The following is a 22,664-nucleotide window of genomic DNA, read 5'->3' as shown; positions in this document are numbered from 1 at the left end:
ATGCATACAGATTAAATGGAATAAGGTAGCGTTAACATGGCGAGCTTTTTAAAAGGGGTTGATCAAAGAACTTCTCTAGCAGGTATGAACCGGATGGAGTTGCTTCTCTTTACTATAAAAGGGAAGCAGTTGTTTGGTATTAATGTATTTAAAGTGCGTGAAGTGATTCGCACGCCTGAAATTTCTTCTGTTCCTAAGGCCGATTCTAGAGTAGTAGGAGTTGCTGATATTCGTGGGCAAACCATGCCTATGATTGATTTGGCCAAGGCACTTGATTTAGAGCCAGTGGACCCAGCAAAATATTCAGAGAGTTTGACGATAGTCACGGAGTTCAACAGTTCAATTCAAGGTTTTTTGGTTGAAGATGTAGATCGTATTGTGCATCTTAGATGGGAAGATATCTTGGCTCCACCAGATAGTTTACAAAATGTTAATTATTTGACAGGTATTACCCGTGCTCAAGAGCAAATTGTACAAATTGTTGACGTTGAAAAGGTATTAGCTGAAGTTTCAGGCTTGAGTAATGAAGTATCCGATGAGTTTATTTCATCACACATTGGTAAGACTAAAGATCAAGAGTACTTTGTTTTAGGTGCGGATGATTCAACCGTTGCACGTACTCAGTTAAAAAGTATTCTCGACAAAATGGGTATTGCCAATAAAATTGTCAACAACGGTAAATTGGCTTTAGAGTTTTTACAAAAATGGGCTGACGATGCCGATAAAGGAATTTCCCCTAGGGTGAGTGATCGAGTGTTGATGGTAATCTCTGATATTGAAATGCCAGAGATGGATGGTTATACGTTAACCTCAAGTATTCGTAAAGATGATCGCTTAAAAGATATTTTTGTGGTGCTTAACTCATCGCTTAGTGGCGGTTTTAATGAAACCCTAACCGAAAAGGTTGGGGCTAATGTATTTTTGTCTAAATGGCATTCGGATGAGTTAGCCAATACGGTCGTTAATCGTATTGATGAAGTAAATAGAGCCAAACAACACCAGGCCTAGAGAATTACATATGTATAAAACGATACTTGGTATTTTTTTCTTGATTTATAGCTCAATTAGTTTGGCCAACAATGTCACGCTATATTTAAGCCCAGATTCTTGTATTGATAACCCTAATTCACCAGAACAAAAATGTCCTGTAGATTATGGTGATAATGAAAATAATGAAGATAATAAAGATGATGTTAAAAATAACAACATTGGGCATGATTCAAATTCTTACTCAGGCATGTCTAAGCCTCAAGCTTCAAGGCACGATTCTCAATCGGCAGTAAAACAATCTGATAGCAGCGAGCAATGTGTTGTGGTTAAGGGTTCTGCCAGTTCTAAAGATGTAAGTAAAGCATTTGCCAGAAAAATGGCAATTAGAGACGCTTTACAGCAAGCCAGTTTAAAAAACAATGTTGTGGTTAAAACAGATCAATCAGTTGAAGCCTATCAACTCAAGCTTGATAGTACTCGTTTTATCTCAAATAGTAAGGTAAAAAGTTTTGAGGTTCTTAAAGAAGGGTATGAAGACTCTGATGATATGTATGGCAAAACAAAAGAAGGGTCTTTAAATTACGAGGTGACCATGAATGTTTGTTTAACTGAGGAGCGGGGAGTATGTACTAATTTACCAGGTAACAAGTATCAAACCCGTTTAGCAGTTGCACCTGCTGTATTTGCTCACGCTAGTCAGGCTAATGATATCTCTAATTTGCTGAATGGTTACCAGTTAGAGTTAGATCGTCGTATTCGTAATCAAGGCTATAAAAACTATACCTTATTAAAGCAGCCAGTAGATTTACAACCTAATTTGCAAGTCGCCCCTAATTTAGACCCTGAATTGCTGGCATCAATTCGTAATCAAACAGGAGCACAATATTTACTTTTAACTATTTTGCGTTCAATGTCATCTCATCAAGAAGACTCCGTGTTTAATAGCATGAAACGCCTTTACGATTTAGAAGTTAAACCTACAGAACGTCATATTGAAACGGATTGGTATGTGGTTGATTTAATGCGTAATGAAATTGTGCATCAATCACGTGGCGGGTTTGATATAAAAGGTGATGTTACGGTAGGCCGAGATAGACCTTTTGGAACCAATGCTTTTTTTGCTACTGATACAGGCAAAGTGTTTCATGCTCTTCTTGAGCAAGAGGTGAATGATGCCCTTGATTATTTACACTGCAAATCGTTTGAAAGTGAAATTATTGATGTGCGAGATAATGAGTATGTGATTTACCTAAATGCTAACTCAGGAGCTAAGGTTGGCGACGACTTGGCGGTTTATCACAAAACAGGCCGACCTGTTCGTTTTAACGGCATGAATTTAGGAACAGATCAAATTCCAGGTGCTTTTTTAAAGATTACTCGAATTATGCCAAAATTTGCAATCGCAGAGATAACAGCAAAAAAAGGCATCGTTCAGGTGGGCGATATTGTTAAAGCTTGGTAGTGAATTTAAATTACTGTAAATGTTTTGACAGCAATATAAAACCTGTTTTTAACAGGTTTTTTTATGTCTGCGATTTAAGGAATTTTGAAAATATTCAAAGGTTTTTAAATTTACCAGGCCTGGTAAATTCATCTAAAAGGTATTTTTTTCTTTAAGTAATCAACTGTTTTATAAAGAGAATTTTTTATGTTGTATGCCATGCGGCAATTTTTTCCGTTTTTTTATTAAAGTTTTCAGAAATCAGCCGATAACCGGCAATTTTTTAAAAACTTTAGCCTTTTTTAAAGGAATAGGAGAAAAAAACGAAGTTTGGCATCTCTGTTGCTAACTCTTAACTAATAGATTATTGGGGTGTCAAAAAAATACCCAAATAAAAAACAGATAAGGAAAGTGAGATGTCAGAGTCAATTTTTGGTATTCATGAAGCAGCCTTAAAAATCAGAACGCAAAGAGCAGAGTTATTAGCTAATAACTTGGCTAATGAAGATACGCCTAATTTTAAGGCTAGAGACATCGACTTTAGAAAAGCGATGCAAGATGCGACATCTCATGTAAACAACGGTGATGAAATTAAGATGGCAAAAACCAGTTCGGGCCATATTTCTGGAGATGACTTTACCTCTACATCACAATACTTAATGTACAGACAGCCAACACAACCTTCTTTGGATGGTAATACGGTTGAAACCCATATTGAAAAAGCCCAGTTTATGGAAAACGCCATGCAACAACAAGCCACTTTAGAGTTTATAAATGGCAAGATTTCTGGTATTCGAGGAGCACTTCGTGGTGAATAACCATGAGTAAGGAGAAATAACGATGTCAATGTTCAATATTTTAGATATTTCCGCTTCTGGGATGCATGCACAAACGGTGCGTTTAAATACCATCGCTTCTAATATGGCTAATGCTGATAGTGTCAGCTCTAATAAAGATGAAACCTATAAATCTAAACAACCTGTTTTTCAAACTATTTTAGAGGGGCAGGGTAACGAGCCAACAGGCGGAGTTAGGGTTAAAGAGATTGCTGAAAGCAAAGCACCTCCGATTATGGAGTACAACCCAAATCACCCTATGGCAGATAAGAACGGATATATCTATAAGCCTAATGTAAATGTGGTTGAAGAGATGGCCAATATGATGTCAGCATCGCGTTCTTATGAAACAAATATCGAAGTAATGAATACCTCAAAACAGTTATTACTACGCACCATTCAGTTGGGCAAATAGGTAAAGGAGTAGGTTATGGCAGATTATTTTCCAGGCGTGACAACGGGTAATGCTGATTACGTAAAAGCTATGCAGCAAGACAGTAATCCAAGTGCATCTGCTCCTAAAGATGTTATGGGTCAGGCTGATTTTTTGATGTTGTTAACGACTCAGTTACAAAATCAAGACCCTTCAAAACCAATGGATCCGACAAGTTTTGTAACCGACTTAACTCAAATGAGTCAGTTAGAAGCAACTACCAAAATGAATGCGTCTATTTTGGCGATGACACAGGGGTTTCAAAATTTACAAACCATGCAAGCGGCTTCTATTATTGGTAAGAATGTTCAAGTTAATGGCGAAGATTTTTCCCATACTCAAGATGTTGCATCGCAATTTAGATTATCTGCAGATCAGCCATTAACTGATGTAAAAGTGGTTATTACTGATGAAAATGGTGTTGTAAAAGAATTGGATTTAGACGATATGCAGGCCGGAGAGAAAGTCGTAGATTGGAATGGTTTGGATAATTTTGAACGTTCTAAGCCATCTGGTGTTTACTCGTTAACGGCTTATGGAACGGATGAAAATGGAGATTTAAAATCGATTGATACTGTGGTGGCCTCAAGAGTTAATTCGGTTGGAGTAAGTGCAGATGGTGGCATGACGCTTACGTTAGCAACAGGAGAGCGTGTGGGTATGGATAAAGTACGCGAGATTAGCGGTTAAATATTATAAGAAATGTTAATCAATATTAAGTTGATTAATTCCTTAAGAATAAGTTATGTGAGGTTGTGCTACACAGAGAGTGTCAACCTAATTGATAAACAAAATACAAGCAAAACGGGAGAGTCATTATGGCTTCATTTGATTTAAATGCTTTAAGTGGTATTAATGCTGCATCTAGCGGGTTGGCCGTTATTTCTAACAACTTAGCTAACTCACAGTCTGTAGGGTTTAAAGCCTCGCGAGCAGAGTTTGCAGATATGTTTGCAGGTGCACAAAGCTCTCCAGGAGCTGGTGTTCGTGTAGAATCGATTACCCAAGACTTTACACAAGGTACTGTAAACGGTACTGGCCGAGATTTGGATATGGCAATGAATGGGGAAGGTTTTTTTGTTCTTGAAGACCAAACTGGTAAGTATGACAATGTTTATACTCGTAATGGTTCATTTAAATTGGATAAAGATGGCTTCTTAACAGATCAAACTGGTAATAAGGTACAGGGGTATTTATTAAATGAAGCCTTATCTACTGAAGCCAATCCAGTCTTTAGTACTGCATTATCTTCAATGGATTTAGATGCATTAAATAAAGAGCCTAAAGCAACATCTGAAATGACGTATGACATTAACCTAGATGGTGAAGAGATTAATAACGTTGACTCTAACGGGGTTTCAGTGGGTGCTAGCATTGCACAACTGACTACTCCTGGCGATGATAATTTGAATGCTTATGATGGTTTTCCAGATTATTTTTATCCAATGACAATTCACGATAGTTTAGGTGGTGAACACACTTTAAACTCTAATTTCTATAAAAATGACGTGGTTGATCAGGCGACTTCTTTGATTGATGCTGATGGTAATACCGTTGCGGCTGGTTCTGGTGTTAAATATACGTCTTGGCTTGCTCAATACTCAATTACCGCAACTGATGCTCAGGGCAATACAACCTATACCGGGCATGTAAATGGAACCGGCGATCAAGGCCAGGTTTATGAGCTTCGCTTTGATACTAATGGCGGATTTTTAGGGGCTTTTGACCCTACTAGTGCAACTCCTGATGCAAAAGTTACACCAGCATTAGACTTTGTTATTGATAACCCAGTTACAGGTGCAACCGATCCGCTAGGTGATCTTGCAGGTATCTCACTAGATTTTAGTAATATGAGTCAGTTTGCTGGTAGTTATAATCAGCGCGGTACGACACAAAACGGTTATTCAATTGGTGATTTAGTAGGCTTAAGTACTGCTTCTAATGGTGTTATTGAGGCACGTTACTCAAATGGTCGTTCTATTCCTGTAGCCCAGTTAGCGGTAGCTAACTTTGCAGATAAAAATGCGATGGAAAAATTAGGTGGACAGACTTACGCGCAGTCATTTGCTTCAGGTCCTGTTCAGTTAGGTCAGCCGGAGAATAATGGTTTTGGTTCTATCGTGTCAGGCTCACTAGAGTATTCCAACGTTGATACTGCCGCTGAGTTAGTTAACATGATTCAAACTCAAAGAACGTATCAAGCATCAGCTCAAGTTATCTCAACATCACAGCAGTTGACTCAAACAATTTTGAATTTATAAAAGAGTTAACTAAACCCTTTTCTGGTCTTGCCGGCATTTTTTTGCCGGCTTTTTTATTTAAAAAAACCTCTCTATATAGGCTTATCGGCCGTCTTCTAAAATCTTTAGTTAAAAAAACAATTCTTTTGGCACAATCTCTGCTAAATATTCCTTGAACGTAATAGCGTGACAAAATGCTAACACATAAGGGAAACACATCCGGGCACTTAGACCCAAAATTATATAAAAGTGTTTCAAGCTAACAGGATGAAAGTGATAGGTTTTCATCCTCTTTTTGACTAGAACAGTTTTGGCAAAAACCAAATAAATATGGAGTAAGCATCATGGATCGTATGCTGTATATCGCAATGAGCGGAGCTAAGGAAGTTATGCTTTCACAAGCTAATAACGCTAATAATTTGGCGAATGCGAATACCGATGGCTTTAAAAAAGATTTTAATATTTTTAGAGCACAGCATGTTGAAGGTCCGGGATGGGAATCCCGAGCTTACTCAATGGACGAAAGGCCTGCGACGGACTTTAGTGCGGGTGCCATAAAAGTGACAGGCCGTAATTTGGATATTGCCACAAACTCTGATGGTTTTATTGGTATTCAATCACCTACGGGTGATGAAGCCTATGTTAGAACCGCTAGTATGCAAGTTTTAGAAAACGGTAACTTAGTTGATGTTAAAGGTAATTCTGTTTTAAATGAAAGCGGTACACCCATTAATATTCCACCCACTAAAAGTATAACAATAGGTGACGATGGCACTATTTCTATTGTACCGGCAGATTCACAAAGCAATCAGCTAGTAGTATTAGATCGTATTCGTTTGGTTAAACCTAATATTGCAGATTTAGAAAAAGGTTTAGATGGCTATGCTCGATTAAAACCAGGTACAGCTCCTTTAGTGCAAGAACCAGTTTCTGTAGTAAGTGGAGCTTTGGAAGGGAGTAATGTGAATACCGCTGAAGCTTTAGTGAATATGATTGAGTTATCACGAAAATATGAGATGCAGGTAAAAATGATGTCAACCGCCAAAAGCCATGCTCAAAAATCTGACTCATTATTGTCGATTCGTTAAATTAGGAGATTGAAATGAACAGAGCTTTATATATTGCAAAAACAGGGTTAGAAGCCCAGCAATTTCGCTTAGCGGCAATCTCTAATAACTTAGCGAATGCCAATACTTATGGTTATAAATCTGGCCGTGCTGAATTTGATGATTTACTTTATCAAAATGTTCGACAGCCAGGTGCACAAGCCTCTCAAGATATAGCAAACACTCTGCCTTCTGGTTTACAACTTGGTACTGGTGTTACAGCCGTAGGGGTGCAAAAAATCCATACACAAGGTAACTTGATGGTAACCGGTAATGAATTGGATGTTGCCATTGAAGGTAAAGGTTTCTTTCAGGCCTTGGATCAGGAAGGCAATCTTATGTACACGCGTGATGGTTCATTTCAGGTAAACCAAAATGGTGATGTTGTAACTTCTTCGGGTTATTTATTGGAACCTAATATCAATATTCCTCAAGATGCGACAAATATTTCTATTTCTCGAGATGGTGCGGTATTTGTTAGTCAACCTGGAAATATTGATCAAAACCAAGTGGGTCAAATTGAATTAGCCTCTTTTATTAATCCAGCAGGTTTAGAGTCAATAGGGCATAACTTTTACAAAGAGACTACCGCAAGTGGAACTCCTAACATTAATAACCCTCAAACCGCAGAAGCTGGTGCCGTAACACAAAGATCTCTAGAGGCTTCTAACGTAAATACCGTTGAAGAATTAATTGGCATGATTGAGGCACAGAGAACCTATGAGATGAATTCAAAGGCAATCTCTGCAGCTGATGGCATGATGCAGTACCTAAACAATAATACCTAAGCTAACAATACTAGGTTCAATATGATTTGAATGAGTTACTTAGCAAAAAATATAGGATGAGAATAATGAAAAAGTTAACAGACAAAAAACTATTAATACTGAGTTTTGTATTAAGTTCTCTGGTGTTAACGGGTTGTTCTAGTACACCAGAAAGATTACAGCATATGAGTTATGCTCCAAGTTATCCGTTAAATATACCGCAAGCTGAACAGCCTAAAAATGGCTCACTTTATCAGGCGGGTGCAATGACCTTATTTAACGATGCTCGAGCTCACAAGGTGGGTGATATTATCACCATCTCATTAAGCGAAAGCATGACGGCTAAAAAGAAAGATGAAGCTAAATATAATAAATCAAACAGCCAGGATTATGGGGTAAGCACTCCCTTTAGTGTGACAACGCCTAATAATGTAATTGGTAATGCTATCAGTACGGTTGCTTCTCCATTAAAAGGTTTAAGTTTAGGTTATGGTTCAGAGGGGGCGTTTGCTGGTAAAAGTGATGTTAAACAAAATTCAAGTTTAACGGGGTCTATTGCGGTCACTGTTGTTGAGGTTATCTCTAATGGGAACTTAGTCATTCGCGGCGAGAAATGGATTACCATCCATGATGGCGATGAAGTGATCCAATTTGCAGGTATTATTCGTCCAGAAGATATTCAGCCAGACAACACGATTGCCTCTGAAAAAGTTGCCGATGTTAGGCTTGTCTATAAAGACGTCGGTATGGCGGGAAATAATGCTCGTCCGGGTGTAGCTAGTCAGTGGCTAAGTAAGTATTGGCCACTTTAGAAGGGTGGTAACTATCTGTTAATGCTTGGATTTTTTTAATAAATAAGTTAAAATCCTTATCTGTTCAAATTACATTAAGGTTGTTACTTTGTTAGCAGCCTGTACCATTTTTTACCGGCTTGTTTTTAAATCTCCTTTTTGCAAGTCGGTTTTTTCTTTCCCTTTTATCTCTCTATTTTTGTTTTACCAGGCCTGGTAATTTACTTTGTTTATTTCAATTTTTCGTTTTTAACGTTTCATATTTTATTTGTTCATAAGAAACTGTATCGGCCATATTCTTATATACCTTAGATTTTTTTATTTTTTTGGCACAGGCTATGCTTAAAGTGTTAATAGAAAAGTCCCTCTTTAGAAAAGAGATGGATAAAAATATAAAATGAGCCATTAGAGCTATTCATAACCAGAAAAAACCTTACGCAGGGGATTGTTCGATGTATAACAGAAAAATAGTCATCATTTTGACATTACTGCTTTCTTGGAGTAGCGGTAGTTACGCCGAAAGAGTCAAAGATATCGCCAATGTGGCAGGTGTGAGAGCTAACCAATTGGTTGGTTATGGCTTGGTTGTTGGTTTGAACGGCTCTGGTGATAAGACCCCTTTTGCCGAGCAAAGCTTACTTAGTATGTTAAATAAGTTTGGTATCAAAGTTCCGGCAGGAGTAAAAACTAATTCTAAAAATATAGCCGCGGTTGCCGTTCATGCAGAGCTTCCTGCTTTTGCTAAGTCAGGCCAAAAAATTGATATTACGGTCTCTTCTCTAGGTAATGCAAAAAGTTTAAGAGGTGGTACCTTATTACTAACCCCTTTAAAAGGGGTGGATGGTAATGTGTATGCTTTGGGACAAGGTAATTTGGTTGTTGGCGGGTTAGATGCAAGTGGGGCGGATGGTTCAAGAATTACCATTAACGTTCCAAGTGTGGGCAGAATTCCAGACGGTGCAATGGTTGAAAGAACTGTTAGCACGGGATTTGATCTGGGCAATACTATTACTTTAAATTTAAAAGATGCCGACTTTACTACGGCATCAAATTTAGTGAATGCAATTAATAAAAAACTTGGGGCAGGCACCGCAAATGCATTGGACGGAGAGTCTGTTGAAGTAATGGCACCAAGACTGCCTAATCAACGTGTGGCCTTTTTGTCGCTGTTAGAAAATATTGAAGTAACGCCTGGTGAAGGCGCGGCCAAAATCATCGTTAACTCAAGAACGGGTACGGTGGTCATTGGACAAAATGTAAGAGTTAGCCCAGCTGCGATTACGCATGGTGGTTTGACTGTTAAAATCACAGAAAATACAGATGTTTCTCAACCTAATCCTTTTGCAGGTGGTAATACAGCCGTCACACCAAGCTCAGTTGTAGATGTTCAAAAAAATGGCACAGGACGCATGTTTAAGTTTCCAAAAGGTGCTTCTTTAAATGATATTGTGCAAGCTGTGAATAAGGTAGGAGCCGCCCCTGGCGACTTGGTTGCTATCTTGGAAGCGTTAAAACAATCTGGTGCTCTTAAGGCAGATTTGATGATTATTTAATCATTGAGGAGTAATATGATGGATATAAAAAGTAATCCTTTAACATTGCCAGAAAATAATAGCACGCTTCAGTCGCATCAAAATTATGTCAATATTCAAGGTTTAGAAGAGCTCAAGCAAAAGGCTAGAGAAGACCAGCGATCAGCCTTAAAACCAGTTGCAGAACAGTTTGAAGCAATTTTTGTTCAGCAGGTTTTTAAAGAGGCCAGAAAAGTCAGTTTTGATGATGGTTGGTTAGACGGAAATCAAGGTGATTTTTATAAAGATTGGCATGATAAACAACTCGCTCAAGATTTAGCGGCTAAAGGAACCTTGGGTTTTGCCGATAAGATAGTAGAGGACCTTCTACCTAGTCTTCCTGCTGTTGAAAAAGCTAAGTCACCCGAGATGGTGGAAAAAACGAATATGCAGGGAAAGATTTTAGATAGCGAAAATGTTACGCCTTCTACGGAAGCGGTTCTAAAACTAAGAAATATCAAGTAAATAAAGATTAAAAAATATACTGAGCAGAAATAGGAGTACGTTATGGCTGATATGTTAACGATAGGTTCTTCAGCAACCATGACTTTTAAAAAAGCATTGGATGTAACGAGTCATAATGTCGCTAATGTGAGTACTGAAGGTTATAGTCGTCAGCGTGCTGAAATTTCTAGTAACTCGCCGAATACTGTGGGAACAAGCTTTATGGGTGGCGGGTCTCAGGTTGATTCAGTAGAAAGAATCAGTGCAGAGTATTTGCAGTCTCAACTGAATAACGGTAATGCGATGGTAAGCCGTTATGAATTACAAGCCAGTTTATCAAGTCAGGTTGAAGGCGTAATTGCCGGAAATGATGCTGGTGTGCAAGAGTTTGTGCAAGGTTTTTTTGATTCATTACAAACGTTAGCTAATAGCCCAACCTCAACAACAAGTCGTCAACTTGTATTAGATCAAGCTAACGGATTAAGTAGTCATATCTCAAATTTAACGTCAATACTAAACGATACTCAAGCGCAGGTTAATAACCAAATAAAAGATTTGACCGTAGAGATTAATAATCGATTACAGACTGTCCAGACTATTAACTCTCAGGTTGAAAGAGCTTTAAGTAACTCTCAGCAACCACCTAATGATTTACTTGATCAGCGTGATCAAGCCATTATGGAGCTGAGTAAATACATTGACATTAAATCTTTTCCACAAAAAGATGGGCGACTAGATTTATTTACTAATGATGGTAAATTGCCTCTGTTAGCTGACAATAAAATTGTTCCAATCAAAGCTGCTTTAAGTCCATACCAAGATGAAAATCGTGTTGAATTGTACATGACTATCAATGGCGCGACACAGGTAGTTAGTGATCGAATTTCAGGGGGCGAGTTAGGTGGAGTACTTGATTTTAGAACCAATATGCTTGATCAAGCTCAAAACGATTTAGGGGTCGCTTTAAACGGCCTAGTTGGCTCAATGAATTGGCAGAATTATCAAGGGTATGATGTAAACGATCAACCTGGAGGCAATATCTTTAAACCTCTAGAAATTGATGGGGTTTATGGAGAGGTAAATAACGCACAGGATGGTAGTGCCATTAAGGTGAGTTTTAATCCTAATCAAGGTGTATCAGAACCGCCATATTCTTTACCTGAAGCGGGTACATACATTCAAAAACAAGGTTATTTAGAAAATGCTTTTTCAGCGATAGGCCAATTTGCTTCACGCGAATATGAAATTAAAGCCGATGGTGCAGGGTATAAGTTTTATGATAAAAACACTCACGAAGAACTGACGCCTACTCCTGGAACCGTGGCTAATACCTTTCAGTTAGATGGTTTATTGTTTGATTTAAGTGCTAATACAAATGTAGCTGGAGACAGCTTTTTAGTTAAGCCGCATCAACAAATTTTGCAAGACTTTGCCACCGTAACAACTGATACAGATTCTATTGCGACACGTGGACAATCACCAGATCCAGCGGATACCAATCCAACGCCTGCCGCTGACGGAGATAATGTGAATATTGCCAATATGGCTAGTTTACAGTCGGCCAAAATTTTATTTGCAGATCAAAGCGGTCAAGCTTCAGAAACCTTATTGGGTGGATATTCTAAAATGGCATCTAATGTTGGGATGTACGTAAGAAACTCTGATATTCAACTTACCGCACAAACTAATGTTTTTCAGCAGCTAGTTGATCAAAGAGAGTCTATTTCAGGGGTGAGTTTAGATGAAGAAGCTGCCAATCTAATTAAATATCAGCATGCCTATCAGGCTGCTGCACAAATAATTTCAACTTCACAATCAATATTTCAAACGCTATTAGGCGTGGTAGGAAGATAAAATCATGAGAGTTTCTACTAATTTATTCCAGAGCCAGGGCATTAACTCTATTCAAAAACATCAAACGGATATTTTGGATGCTCAATTAAAGCTCAGCACCGGTAAAAAAGTTAACGCTCCAAGCGATGATCCTGTTGCAATGAGTCAAATTCACTCATTGAATAAAACGATGAGTACCATTGATCAATATGCCAAAAATGGCCAATATGCTCAAATTCAGCTAGTTCAAGAAGAAACGGCGATCAGTGATACTGTAGATTCATTACAGAGAGCCCGTGAATTAACGATTCAAATGCTTAACGGAACCTACAACTCAGAAGATAGACAGGCTGCATCAGAAGAGATTAATCAGATTATTCAGCAAGTTCAAAACAATATGAACTACAGGAATTCAGACGGTGAATTAATCTTTGCAGGTAGTAGTGTGACTGCTGAAAAAGCGTTTGTTGAAGATGTTAATAATCCAGGTTATTACGCCTATATTGGTAGCACTAATGCAGCGGGTCAAGTTGAGTCTGACGGGGTAACTCCAGTAGAAGATTCGTTGGCCAATTATGGTTCTCGTTTTGTACAGATTGGATTTGATGCAGATAATAAATCAGTTCCAAATGATCAAGGTGACTCAAGCCGTGTTCGTATTACCGATAATGGTCAAAGAGTATTTGGTATTTCTACAACCACTACATTTACAGGCACTCCAGACAGCAATATTTTAAATGTACTGGTTGAACTTAAAAATTCATTAAGTGCAGGGTTAGAGCCTCCTGCTGGAATTGCTGAGGATTTGCAGTCTGGTATCACTCAACTATCTCAAGTTAGAGCCGAAATTGGTGGGAGACAAAACCGCATACAATCACAGTATGATTCAGGTGAATCTTTTAAATTAGCATTAGAAGAGCGACGTATGGGTCTAGAAGATATGGATACGGTTAAGGGTGTAACGGATTTAACACGATCTCAAAATGCTCTACAAATGGCACAACAAGTTTTTACTCGTGTACAAGATATGTCTTTATTTAATTATTTACGCTAACTCTAACACTTACTAGTCTATTTACAGACTTTTGGGTATCAAAACGCTACTTGGTATCTGTTTTGCTAAAGCCTCCTATATGGAGGCTTTTTTGTGGATAAACAAATCATAACAATGACAACAACAGTGTTTGTTTCTGGGTTGATATTACTCAGCGCTAGCTATGTCGCACCTTTTCAAAACTGGGTTGTATTAAATTCTGTCTCAGCCAATACCACGCTAAATTCAGGGGCTAACCCAGTTTTTGACGGAGTTGGTATTCGTACGATTGTTTCAGAAAATAGATTGTCACCCGCGCCGTATTCTTTGCCTGTAAAAGCTGAACATTACTCTGTTGATTTAACTACTGTCAAAAATCAAACACCTAAAGAGCAAGAAAGTAATCAGTTAGATAGCGAAGTCTCAAATCGACAAAATCAAAATCAGGTTATTTTTGATAATCAGGATAATCAGGATAATCGGGATAATCGCTCGCATCAAGGTGATTTAATTAAAGATAATCTGATTGAAAATAATGATGGTAAAACAAATTCCGCTTCTTCAACCAAAAATCCTCCTTTAGTTGTGGAGTTAGATAATGAGGTGTTGGTCGAATTTTCAGCAGACTATTCTGAACATGAGATGCAAAAAGCATTATCACGGCTTTTAGTTCAACCAAATCACTTAGATGCAGACGATTTAGTTTCTTCAAACGTTATTAATACCCGTTTAAAACCCTACCTTTATGGCAAAGCACTAAATGAATATAAAAAACCTGTTCGCTACCCTGCACAAGCATTTAGATACGCGGAGTACTTAATGTTAAATAATTCTGAGAAAGTGCAAGATGAACAAGGTGAGTTTAAAGTAATAACCATTCCTTTAACTGAGCATAAGCTTCCTCAGTCAATTAAAAATTACCAGGCCTGGGTAAAAGAGTATGCAAAAAAATATCAGGTTTCAGCGGAATTAATTTTTGCCATAATGCATGTGGAAAGTGCATTTGATCCTAAAGCGGTAAGCCAATCTAACGCCCTAGGTTTAATGCAAGTAAAAGCCAATGCAGCGGGGAGAGATGTGTATAAATACATCGATCAGCGATCAGGCCAACCTACGCAATCAGAATTGTTTAATCCAAAAGAAAATATTAGAGTGGGTACGGCTTATATGAGTTTACTTAATAATCTCTATTTAAAAGGGATTCGTAATTCAGACAATAAAGAGTTAGTCGCTATCTCAGCTTATAATGGTGGATTATCGACTGTGTTAAAACTATTTGGTAAAACACCTGAGCAAGCAATTAAACGAATTAACCAGTTGCACCCACGCCAGGTCTATCGTACCTTAAGATATTCTCATCAGTCTGATGAAACAAAACGATACATTGAAAAAGTGACCCAGGCCAAAAACCGTTATAAAGAACTCCTGAATTTTGCGGCTTAGTCATATTGAAATATTCCATTCAAAGGAAATAAGTTGTGTTTGATAATAAAAGTATTTTAATTACGGGTGGTACAGGGTCTTTTGGACACAAATATGTGCAAACTTTGTTAGAAAGATTTAATCCAAAAAAAATTGTTATATTTTCACGAGATGAGCTTAAACAATATGAAATGCAACAAATATTTTCTTCAAGCAAAATGCGTTATTTTATTGGAGATGTTAGAGATGCAGAACGTTTAAAACAAGCCATGTCAGGGATTGATTATGTTATTCATGCTGCGGCTTTAAAGCATGTGCCAGTTGCTGAATATAATCCAATGGAATGCATTAAAACCAACATTATTGGGGCTGAAAATGTCATTCAAGCTGCTTTAGCAAATAAGGTGTCAGGTGTTATTGCTCTATCAACTGATAAAGCAGCCAATCCTGTTAATTTATATGGTGCAACCAAGTTAGCATCAGACAAACTATTTGTTGCCGCTAACAATATTGCAGGTGATTTACCGACTAAATTCTCAGTTGTGCGTTATGGCAACGTGGTGGGTTCAAGAGGATCTGTTGTACCATTTTTTAAAAAACTGATTGCAGAAGGGGCAACAAAGTTACCGATTACTGATCCAAGAATGACGCGCTTTTGGATTACATTACAAGATGGGGTGGACTTTGTTTTGAAAAACTTTGAACGTATGCATGGAGGTGAAATCTTTGTACCTAAAATCCCATCTATGCGTATTACGGATTTAGCTGAAGCGATGTTGCCTGGAGCAAAACTTGATATCGTTGGTATCAGGCCTGGAGAAAAGTTGCATGAAATTATGTGTCCTGAAGATGATTCAATGCACACCATTGAATTTGAAGACTTTTATGTTATTACACCAACCATCACGTTTACTCAAAGAGGCAATAGCTACACAACAAATGCTTTAGGTGAAACAGGAATACCAGTAAAACAAGGTTTTTCTTATTGTTCAGGGAATAATGACGTTTTTTTAAACGTAGAAGAAATTAAGCAATATAACCAATCAATTTAAATATTGAGACGTCATTGTTTTTAATTGCAGAAAACAAATTAGTTAAACGGAGCAGTCATGAATCTTTGTGTGATTCCTGCAAGAGGGGGGAGTAAGAGAATCCCTCGTAAAAATATCAAAGAATTTAACGGTAAACCTATTATCCAATATTCAATAGAGGCTGCCCAAAAATCAGAATGTTTTGATATGGTTGTAGTCTCTACCGACGATGATGAAATTGCTGATATTGCACTAAGTTTAGGTGCACAGGTTCCTTTTACCAGGCCTGGTAATTTATCTAATGATCATGCTACAACAGTACCGGTTATTAAACACGCGATAGATTGGTTTGAAAATAAAGGACAGCAATTTGACTATGTTTGTTGTATTTATCCAACAGCGCCATTAATCAAACCCGAGTTTATAATTAAAGCCTACAACGAATTAATTGAAAGTAATGCCGATTATTGTTTTACAGCAACCGACTATCCCGCTCCCATTCAACGTGCCTTCAAGGTTGATTCAAACCACTATGTTGAGATGTTTCAGCCTGAGTGTTACAACATGAGATCACAAGATTTACAAGCCGCTTTTCATGATGCCGGGCAATTTTATTGGGGTAAACCGCAAGCCTATCAAAATGAGTTACCTTTTTACTCAAAAAAATCTAAGGCTATGCTTATACCACGTTATTTTGTGCAAGATATTGATAACGATCAAGACTGGAAGCGTGCTGAATTAATGTATTCACTTCTTAAAGAAACAGCAGAGATCTAATGCAAAGGTTTTCAGATAAAGAAAAACTGCTTATTCTAGGTTCTGGTGGATTGTTAGGTAGTTATGTTAGTAAACACTTGGCTTCGGATTTTTCTATATATGAACATAGCCGAAATCCATTTAACACCTTTAAAGCCGATATGCTTAAGCTGGAAGAGGTAAAAAGGTTATTAAATAAAGTCCAGCCTAATACAGTTTTGAATTTGGTTGCTTTAGCCGATGTGGATGCTTGTGCTAATGTTCAAAATGCGTATTTAGGGAATGTTAAAACAGCTGAGAACTTAGCTGAAAGTGTGCAAACACATTCTTCTCAGCCATATGTCCTACATATCTCAACTGATCATGTTTATGATGCCCGTCAGCCTAATTCTGAAAGCCAAGTTTGTTTAACCAATAATTATGCTTTTTCTAAATATGCATCGGAAATGGCTTTTAAAGGCATAAAAGCGAGCTGCTTAAGAACCAATTTTTTTGGAAAAAGTGTGGCACAAAAAAGAAGCTTTTCAGATTGGATTGTAGAGTCGCTCTCTAGTGGTGATCAAATTCATGTTTTTAACGATGTGTTTTTTAACCCTTTATCACTTTGTACATTGAGCAAAAACATTGCAAAAATTTCAAGTTTACAGCCTGTAGGTATTTTTAATTTAGGCTCTCGTGAAGGAATGAGCAAAGCCGAATTTGCCTTTAGTTTGGCAGAAGAGTTGGGGTTGCCAACCAAGTTACTAAAACCAAAAAGTGTTAATGAAGCCACTTTCTTAAAAGAGTATCGGCCTAGAGGGATGTTAATGAATGTAGAAAAAATTGAATCGCTACTAGAACAACAAATGCCAACATTAAGAGATGAAATAAAACTGGTTTCTAAGGAGTATAAAGGTGAGTAAAAACCCGTTTTTACAAATTGAAGATACGCGAGTTGGTAAAGATTACCCCGTCTATTTTATTGCTGATATTGCAGCTAATCATGATGGAGATCTTGAGCGAGCAAAAGATTTAATTTTTTTGGCTGCTGAAGCAGGTGCTGATGCTGCTAAATTTCAGCACTTTAATGCAAAAACGATTGTTAGCGATAAAGGCTTTAAAGATTTAGGAACGCAATCTTCTCATCAAGCTAAGTGGCAAAAATCGGTGTTTGATGTTTATCAAGATGCCACCGTTAACCTTGATTGGACAGAAACCTTAAAAGCATGTTGTAAAGAAGCTGGCATCACTTTTTTTACCAGTCCCTATTCATTTGATTTGGTTGATTACATCGATCCATATGTACCAGCGTACAAAATTGGTTCAGGTGACATTACTTGGATTGAGATGATTGAATACATTGCCTCAAAGCAAAAGCCTTATATCATCGCAACAGGTGCTTCAAATTTAAAAGATGTTGAGCGTGCCGTTAGTGCCGGCCTTGCTGTAAATAAAAGTTTGGGTTTAATGCAGTGCAATACTAATTACACCGCGAGTTTAGAAAACTTTAAGTATATACAGCTTAATGTACTTAAAGAGTATGAGGCTTTGTATCCGAACCTAGTTTTAGGCTTAAGTGATCACACTCCTGGACATACCACCGTGTTAGGGGCAGTGGCGTTTGGTGCAAGAATGATTGAAAAACATTTTACTGACGACACAACTCGTATTGGACCTGATCACGCATTTTCAATGGACCCGCAGTCTTGGAAAGAGATGGTTAACGCTACTCGTGAGCTGGAAAATGCAATGGGTACAGGAATCAAAAAGATAGAAGAAAATGAACTAGAAACTGTTGTTTTACAGAGACGTTCTATCAGGTTAAAACACGACATTACCGCTAACACAACTCTTCAGAAAGAGGATTTAGAAGTGCTTCGACCATGTCCTAAAGATGCGATTCCTCCTTATGAAATAGAACAAGTTATTGGGAAGTCTGTCTGCAAAAATTTAATCAAAGGAGAGCACCTTAAATGGAGCGATCTCATTTAAAGACAGCGATAATTATTCCGGCTTTTAATGAGCAGATGACTATTCAGAAAGTGGTTAACAGCGTTAAGTTTGCAGGTAGTGTAATAGTGGTGGATGATTGCTCTACCGATAACACATCAAAAATGGCCATAGAAGCCGGGGCGATTGTAGTAAAACACAATATCAACAAAGGCTATGACTCAGCACTTGAATCTGGGTTTGCTAAAGCGAATGAACTTAATGTTGATTTTGCCATAACGCTAGATGCCGATGGCCAACATCCTTCCGAGCTTTTGAACACTATGATTAATCTTTTTGAGCAAAATCAATTATTAGTTTTGGGTGTTAGAGACAAGTTACCGCGCTTTTCAGAAAAACTATTTGCTTTTTACACTAAGAAAAAATTTGGTGTTAAAGACCCGTGTTGCGGACTAAAAGGTTATTCCATGACGTTTTATCGACAACATGGGTGTTTTACCCGTTACCCGTCTATAGGTACTGATTTAATGTTTTCTGCTTTACACTCAGGGGCCAAGGCAGAACAAATAAATTTTAAGGTAAAAGAGCGTTTAGACAAGCCAAGATTTGGCAGTGTGTTAACCAGTAATTTAAAAATACTTAACGCACTTATAAAAACAATAAAGTATTACGGACTCTAACAAAATTGGCACATTTATAGGATTGGATATGGAATATAAAACAGAGCAAGAGAAGTTTTGGGCAGGACAATTTGGCGATGACTATATAGCAAGAAATCAGGATGAACGATTACTGATTAGTAAAACAGCCTTATTTTCAAAAATTTTAGCAAAAACAGGATTAATTCAATCGGTATTAGAATTTGGTTCAAATATTGGTTTAAACCTAAAAGCGGTTAATGCACTGTTGCCAAGCACTGAATTATCAGCAATTGAAATTAACAACACTGCCGCACAATCTTTACAGGCCTGGGGTAAGTGCGAGGATATTTTTGAGCAATCAATTTTAGATTTTGTACCTCAAAAAACCTATGAAATGACTATGGTTTTGCATGTGTTAATTCATATTAACCCTGATGAATTAACCCATGTTTATAAAAAACTATACGATGCCAGTCATCGATGGATATTTTTAGCGGAATCCTATAATCCAACACCTGTTGAAGTGAATTACCGAGGAAATACCAGTAAGTATTTTAAACGTGACTTTGCAGGGGAATTAATGGCACAACATCCAGACTTAAAATTAGTTGACTATGGTTTTGTCTATCATAACGACCCATCATATCCACTAGATGATCCTACTTGGTTTTTATTAGAAAAACCGACAGCATAGCTGTTAAAGCGACTCAAGCATTTTTAATCAGTGATTCAAGAACGAAGGCATTATGACTATAACCAACACCGCTTTTAATGAAACCGTTTTGACTGGCTATTATCCTGAGGTCTTTAAACAACACCGTTCCAGTGATGTGTATCGCCAATTTGTTGGAACGTCTTTGCCAGAAAATCAATTGTTTGTTGTCTTGGGAACGGATTCTGGATTGTTGTTGGACTACTTGGCTCAAATTTCAACTTCAGGTCAACGTTTTATCTGTTTGGATTTCCCTGAAGTCATTGAATCTTTGAACTCTACTCGACCAAATTTAACCGCTGAGTATGAAAACTTTAAATTTGAGTTGTTCAATATAGAAGATTTTGATTTGGATCAGCTATATACGGATTATCGTGATTATATTGTACGTAATGCCGTTATGGCTTTGAACTCCATAATGGCCTCAGGTAATGAACAGCCCTACCAAGGGGTGTCTGAGAAAATGACAGAAGCAATTAATCGTTTTTCTGCCGATAGACAGGATAATCAAAATTTTAAACAGTTTTATGATTGTCAGTTAGAAAACTTGAGTGATTTAATGCACCCCATATCCAAGCTTGAAAATAAGTTAGATAAAAATGTGCCAGCAATCGTTTTGGGAGGAGGGCCTTCTCTTGATGGTCTGATACCTTGGATAAAAGAAAACCAAGATAAATTGTGGATTTTTGCAGTAAGTCGGATCTGTGGACGTCTTAAGCAAGAGGGTATTACACCAGATTTTATCGGGGTAGTTGACCCTCAACCATTGATGTTTGACTATTCTAGAGAAATGTATTTATTTCAGGAACAAAGTGTTTTGATTACTGGCAATCATCCTTGCCCAACGATTATTCGGCAATGGGGTGGTTTAAAAACCTATGCACAAAACCGTTTTCCCTGGAGAAGAGGAAGCGAAAATAATTTTGATGCAGGCGGACCAACGGTCTCTAATAGCCTGTTTGGTGCCGCTGTTTGTTTAGGATTAAGAAACATTTATTTGGCTGGTGTCGATTTATGCTTCACACCTGAAGGAAAAACGCACGAGTCTGCAAGTGTTGAAGCACGAAAGCAAGTGGTTGCAAAAGGCGAGGTTCAAGTCACTAATTATTTGGGAGAGATGACGACTACCAATCTACAGCTTTATATGGCTCTCAATAGTTTTGAAAATCAATTGATGAACTTTAAAGCGTTTTGTTCAAACTTAAACGTATTTAACTTAAGTGAAACGGCCGCGGTTGCAAAAGGGATATCCTATCAAGCAACGAAAGAGATTGATTTGGTAAGTAATAAGCAAAATGCCATTGAACTTTTTTCTAAAGAATTGGCTTTTGATGCTGAGACAACACGACATTTTTTAAAAGAAATGAGAGGTCAAATAAATCAACATGTTGGTTGGTTAAATGCATTACAAAAAATATCTCAACAGGGGCAGCAGTTAGCCTCTACACTTTTTGAAAAGCCTGCCTTGAAGCAAAAGCGTATTAACGAAATCATTAAGCTTAAAAAAAGATTGGAAGGAAAGCTAGCCAGTGATTATTCAGTAATGGTCAATTACGCTTATGATGAATTTATGCAAACCTTAAAGCCGCTTGATTCTGAACAAGCGATGTCTAATGATGAGATTAGTCAGTCATTTATCGATTTTTTCTCAGGCATTAGAGTTGCTACAAAACGATTTATTGAAAAGCTAGAAAAGGCTCAAGAAGAAATTAAGTTTAGGGAAAATGAGATAACCCAAAATGTTGATTTTGAGGCTCTAGTGCATCATTGGATTGAGAGTGGGGTTCCTGGGCGGTTTTATGTATGGTTAGATTATTTTGCACCTAACTCAATAGATTACTATAAAGAAAATGTTCCAGGCCTGGTCGCTGATTTAGATGCTCAGTATGCAGAAGTATTTACCTCAAATAAAAACCTTGATGCAAAATTTGAGCAAACGACAATGGAAATAGATCCTGCTGAATTGATTAATAGACTTTTAAAGGCTTTTCAGGCTTCTTCACTAGAAGAGGTACAAGAAATTTATCAACAATTAGAAAACCAACAGGATGCTGAATTACTTTTTTACAAAAAATATACCGCAACTTTAATCATGCAACTTCAAGGTCAAGAAAAAGAAGCATTAATTCATTTAATTACTTTAGATCCAAATTATGAGTTATATCTCATTCAAAACAGTGTTTACCCATTAGCAGTTAAGCTTGAAGATTATGAAGTAGCCATCAAGTCATTACAGTCATTATGCCAAGTTGATATTAATTATCTGCCAAGGCTAGCAAACCTTATCGCCTTTCTAGGGAATTCTGAAGGAGCAATAGAGTTATTAAAACAATACCCTAACCTGTTCAAAGATACCTCAGCGGTTTTAGATTTAATTAATTTATTGGCTTCTGTTGATAAACAACAAACAAATCAAATCATTATAAAAGCGCAGTCTAGTTCAGAGATTAATCAGCAACAACTCTCTGATTTTCTAAATTCTATTCAATATAGCTTATAGATTTAATATAGATTTAAACCCTTTTTTTAAGCCCAAAGCTCCTTTTTTAGGACTTTGGGCTTTTTTTTCGGTTTTTTTTTAATTTTTTCTAAAGTTTTATCTTTCGTGTCCGTTAAAGGTATTGAAGGCAGGAGATACTGTCTAAAAATATAAATAAAACATAAAGTAAACACACAAATTAGTATGTA

Annotated in this window: 21 protein-coding genes; all 21 read left to right on the top strand. The window is 37.4% G+C overall.

Annotated elements, in window-relative coordinates:
* The first annotated feature begins 36 nt into the window (after nucleotides 1-36).
* The 21 genes from ACORJQ_RS10550 (at nucleotide 37) to ACORJQ_RS10450 (ending at nucleotide 22,476) form a co-directional block, all read left to right on the top strand.
* Nucleotides 37-1,008, top strand: coding sequence for a chemotaxis protein (locus ACORJQ_RS10550; RefSeq protein ID WP_321324349.1), 972 nt, complete (start codon nucleotides 37-39; stop codon nucleotides 1,006-1,008).
* 10 nt (nucleotides 1,009-1,018) lie between these two features.
* A complete protein-coding gene (locus tag ACORJQ_RS10545) occupies nucleotides 1,019-2,452 on the top strand; it encodes a hypothetical protein (RefSeq protein ID WP_321324347.1) in 1,434 nt (477 codons plus the stop codon).
* Nucleotides 2,453-2,847: 395 nt separating this feature from the next.
* Nucleotides 2,848-3,249, top strand: a complete 402-nt coding sequence (gene flgB / locus ACORJQ_RS10540) for a flagellar basal body rod protein FlgB (RefSeq protein WP_321324346.1) — start codon at nucleotides 2,848-2,850, stop codon at nucleotides 3,247-3,249.
* Nucleotides 3,250-3,271: 22 nt separating this feature from the next.
* Entirely contained in the window at nucleotides 3,272-3,682 is a 411-nt protein-coding gene (gene flgC / locus ACORJQ_RS10535) for a flagellar basal body rod protein FlgC (RefSeq protein WP_321324344.1), read from the top strand.
* A 15-nt stretch (nucleotides 3,683-3,697) separates the two neighbouring features.
* Nucleotides 3,698-4,390, top strand: coding sequence for a flagellar hook assembly protein FlgD (locus tag ACORJQ_RS10530; RefSeq protein WP_321324342.1), 693 nt, complete (start codon nucleotides 3,698-3,700; stop codon nucleotides 4,388-4,390).
* 128 nt (nucleotides 4,391-4,518) lie between these two features.
* Nucleotides 4,519-5,961, top strand: a complete 1,443-nt coding sequence (locus ACORJQ_RS10525) for a flagellar hook protein FlgE (protein ID WP_321324340.1) — start codon at nucleotides 4,519-4,521, stop codon at nucleotides 5,959-5,961.
* Nucleotides 5,962-6,284: 323 nt separating this feature from the next.
* Nucleotides 6,285-7,028 carry a flagellar basal-body rod protein FlgF gene (locus ACORJQ_RS10520; protein WP_321324338.1) on the top strand — a complete coding sequence of 248 codons (744 nt, stop codon included), beginning with the start codon at nucleotides 6,285-6,287 and terminating at the stop codon, nucleotides 7,026-7,028.
* Between the two features lie 14 nt (nucleotides 7,029-7,042).
* Nucleotides 7,043-7,834 (top strand): flagellar basal-body rod protein FlgG, encoded by a 792-nt coding sequence (gene flgG / locus ACORJQ_RS10515; protein ID WP_321324336.1) that lies wholly within the window; start codon nucleotides 7,043-7,045, stop codon nucleotides 7,832-7,834.
* Between the two features lie 65 nt (nucleotides 7,835-7,899).
* On the top strand, nucleotides 7,900-8,625 hold the full coding sequence (locus ACORJQ_RS10510) for a flagellar basal body L-ring protein FlgH (RefSeq protein ID WP_321324334.1): 726 nt from the start codon (nucleotides 7,900-7,902) through the stop codon (nucleotides 8,623-8,625).
* 431 nt (nucleotides 8,626-9,056) lie between these two features.
* Nucleotides 9,057-10,157 carry a flagellar basal body P-ring protein FlgI gene (locus tag ACORJQ_RS10505; protein WP_321324332.1) on the top strand — a complete coding sequence of 367 codons (1,101 nt, stop codon included), beginning with the start codon at nucleotides 9,057-9,059 and terminating at the stop codon, nucleotides 10,155-10,157.
* A gap of 15 nt (nucleotides 10,158-10,172) precedes the next feature.
* Nucleotides 10,173-10,640, top strand: a complete 468-nt coding sequence (locus ACORJQ_RS10500; RefSeq protein WP_321324331.1) for a rod-binding protein — start codon at nucleotides 10,173-10,175, stop codon at nucleotides 10,638-10,640.
* Between the two features lie 42 nt (nucleotides 10,641-10,682).
* Nucleotides 10,683-12,473 (top strand): flagellar hook-associated protein FlgK, encoded by a 1,791-nt coding sequence (flgK, locus tag ACORJQ_RS10495; protein WP_321324329.1) that lies wholly within the window; start codon nucleotides 10,683-10,685, stop codon nucleotides 12,471-12,473.
* 4 nt (nucleotides 12,474-12,477) lie between these two features.
* The gene (flgL, locus tag ACORJQ_RS10490; protein WP_321324328.1) at nucleotides 12,478-13,506 is read left to right on the top strand and encodes a flagellar hook-associated protein FlgL; all 1,029 of its coding nucleotides are present in this window, start codon (nucleotides 12,478-12,480) and stop codon (nucleotides 13,504-13,506) included.
* Between the two features lie 93 nt (nucleotides 13,507-13,599).
* Nucleotides 13,600-14,928 (top strand): murein transglycosylase domain-containing protein, encoded by a 1,329-nt coding sequence (locus tag ACORJQ_RS10485; protein WP_321324326.1) that lies wholly within the window; start codon nucleotides 13,600-13,602, stop codon nucleotides 14,926-14,928.
* Between the two features lie 35 nt (nucleotides 14,929-14,963).
* Nucleotides 14,964-15,959, top strand: coding sequence for a UDP-N-acetylglucosamine 4,6-dehydratase (inverting) (gene pseB / locus ACORJQ_RS10480; protein ID WP_321324324.1), 996 nt, complete (start codon nucleotides 14,964-14,966; stop codon nucleotides 15,957-15,959).
* Nucleotides 15,960-16,016: 57 nt separating this feature from the next.
* Nucleotides 16,017-16,715 (top strand): pseudaminic acid cytidylyltransferase, encoded by a 699-nt coding sequence (gene pseF, locus ACORJQ_RS10475; RefSeq protein WP_321324322.1) that lies wholly within the window; start codon nucleotides 16,017-16,019, stop codon nucleotides 16,713-16,715.
* Nucleotides 16,715-17,596, top strand: a complete 882-nt coding sequence (locus tag ACORJQ_RS10470; RefSeq protein ID WP_321324320.1) for a sugar nucleotide-binding protein — start codon at nucleotides 16,715-16,717, stop codon at nucleotides 17,594-17,596. Before pseF ends, ACORJQ_RS10470 begins: the two co-directional genes overlap by 1 nt.
* On the top strand, nucleotides 17,589-18,665 hold the full coding sequence (locus ACORJQ_RS10465) for an N-acetylneuraminate synthase family protein (protein ID WP_321324319.1): 1,077 nt from the start codon (nucleotides 17,589-17,591) through the stop codon (nucleotides 18,663-18,665). The genes ACORJQ_RS10470 and ACORJQ_RS10465 overlap by 8 nt, the downstream gene beginning before the upstream one ends.
* Nucleotides 18,647-19,303: a glycosyltransferase family 2 protein gene (locus ACORJQ_RS10460; RefSeq protein ID WP_321324317.1), complete on the top strand. Its 657-nt coding sequence runs from the start codon at nucleotides 18,647-18,649 to the stop codon at nucleotides 19,301-19,303. The genes ACORJQ_RS10465 and ACORJQ_RS10460 overlap by 19 nt, the downstream gene beginning before the upstream one ends.
* 28 nt (nucleotides 19,304-19,331) lie before the next feature.
* Entirely contained in the window at nucleotides 19,332-19,958 is a 627-nt protein-coding gene (locus ACORJQ_RS10455) for a pseudaminic acid biosynthesis-associated methylase (protein ID WP_321324315.1), read from the top strand.
* Nucleotides 19,959-20,010: 52 nt separating this feature from the next.
* Nucleotides 20,011-22,476: a 6-hydroxymethylpterin diphosphokinase MptE-like protein gene (locus tag ACORJQ_RS10450; protein WP_321324314.1), complete on the top strand. Its 2,466-nt coding sequence runs from the start codon at nucleotides 20,011-20,013 to the stop codon at nucleotides 22,474-22,476.
* Nucleotides 22,477-22,664: the final 188 nt, after the last annotated feature.

It is taken from the genome of Thiomicrorhabdus sp. (genome assembly GCF_963662555.1).
Lineage (GTDB): Bacteria > Pseudomonadota > Gammaproteobacteria > Thiomicrospirales > Thiomicrospiraceae > Thiomicrorhabdus.
This window is presented reverse-complemented; position numbering and strand designations above follow the sequence as displayed.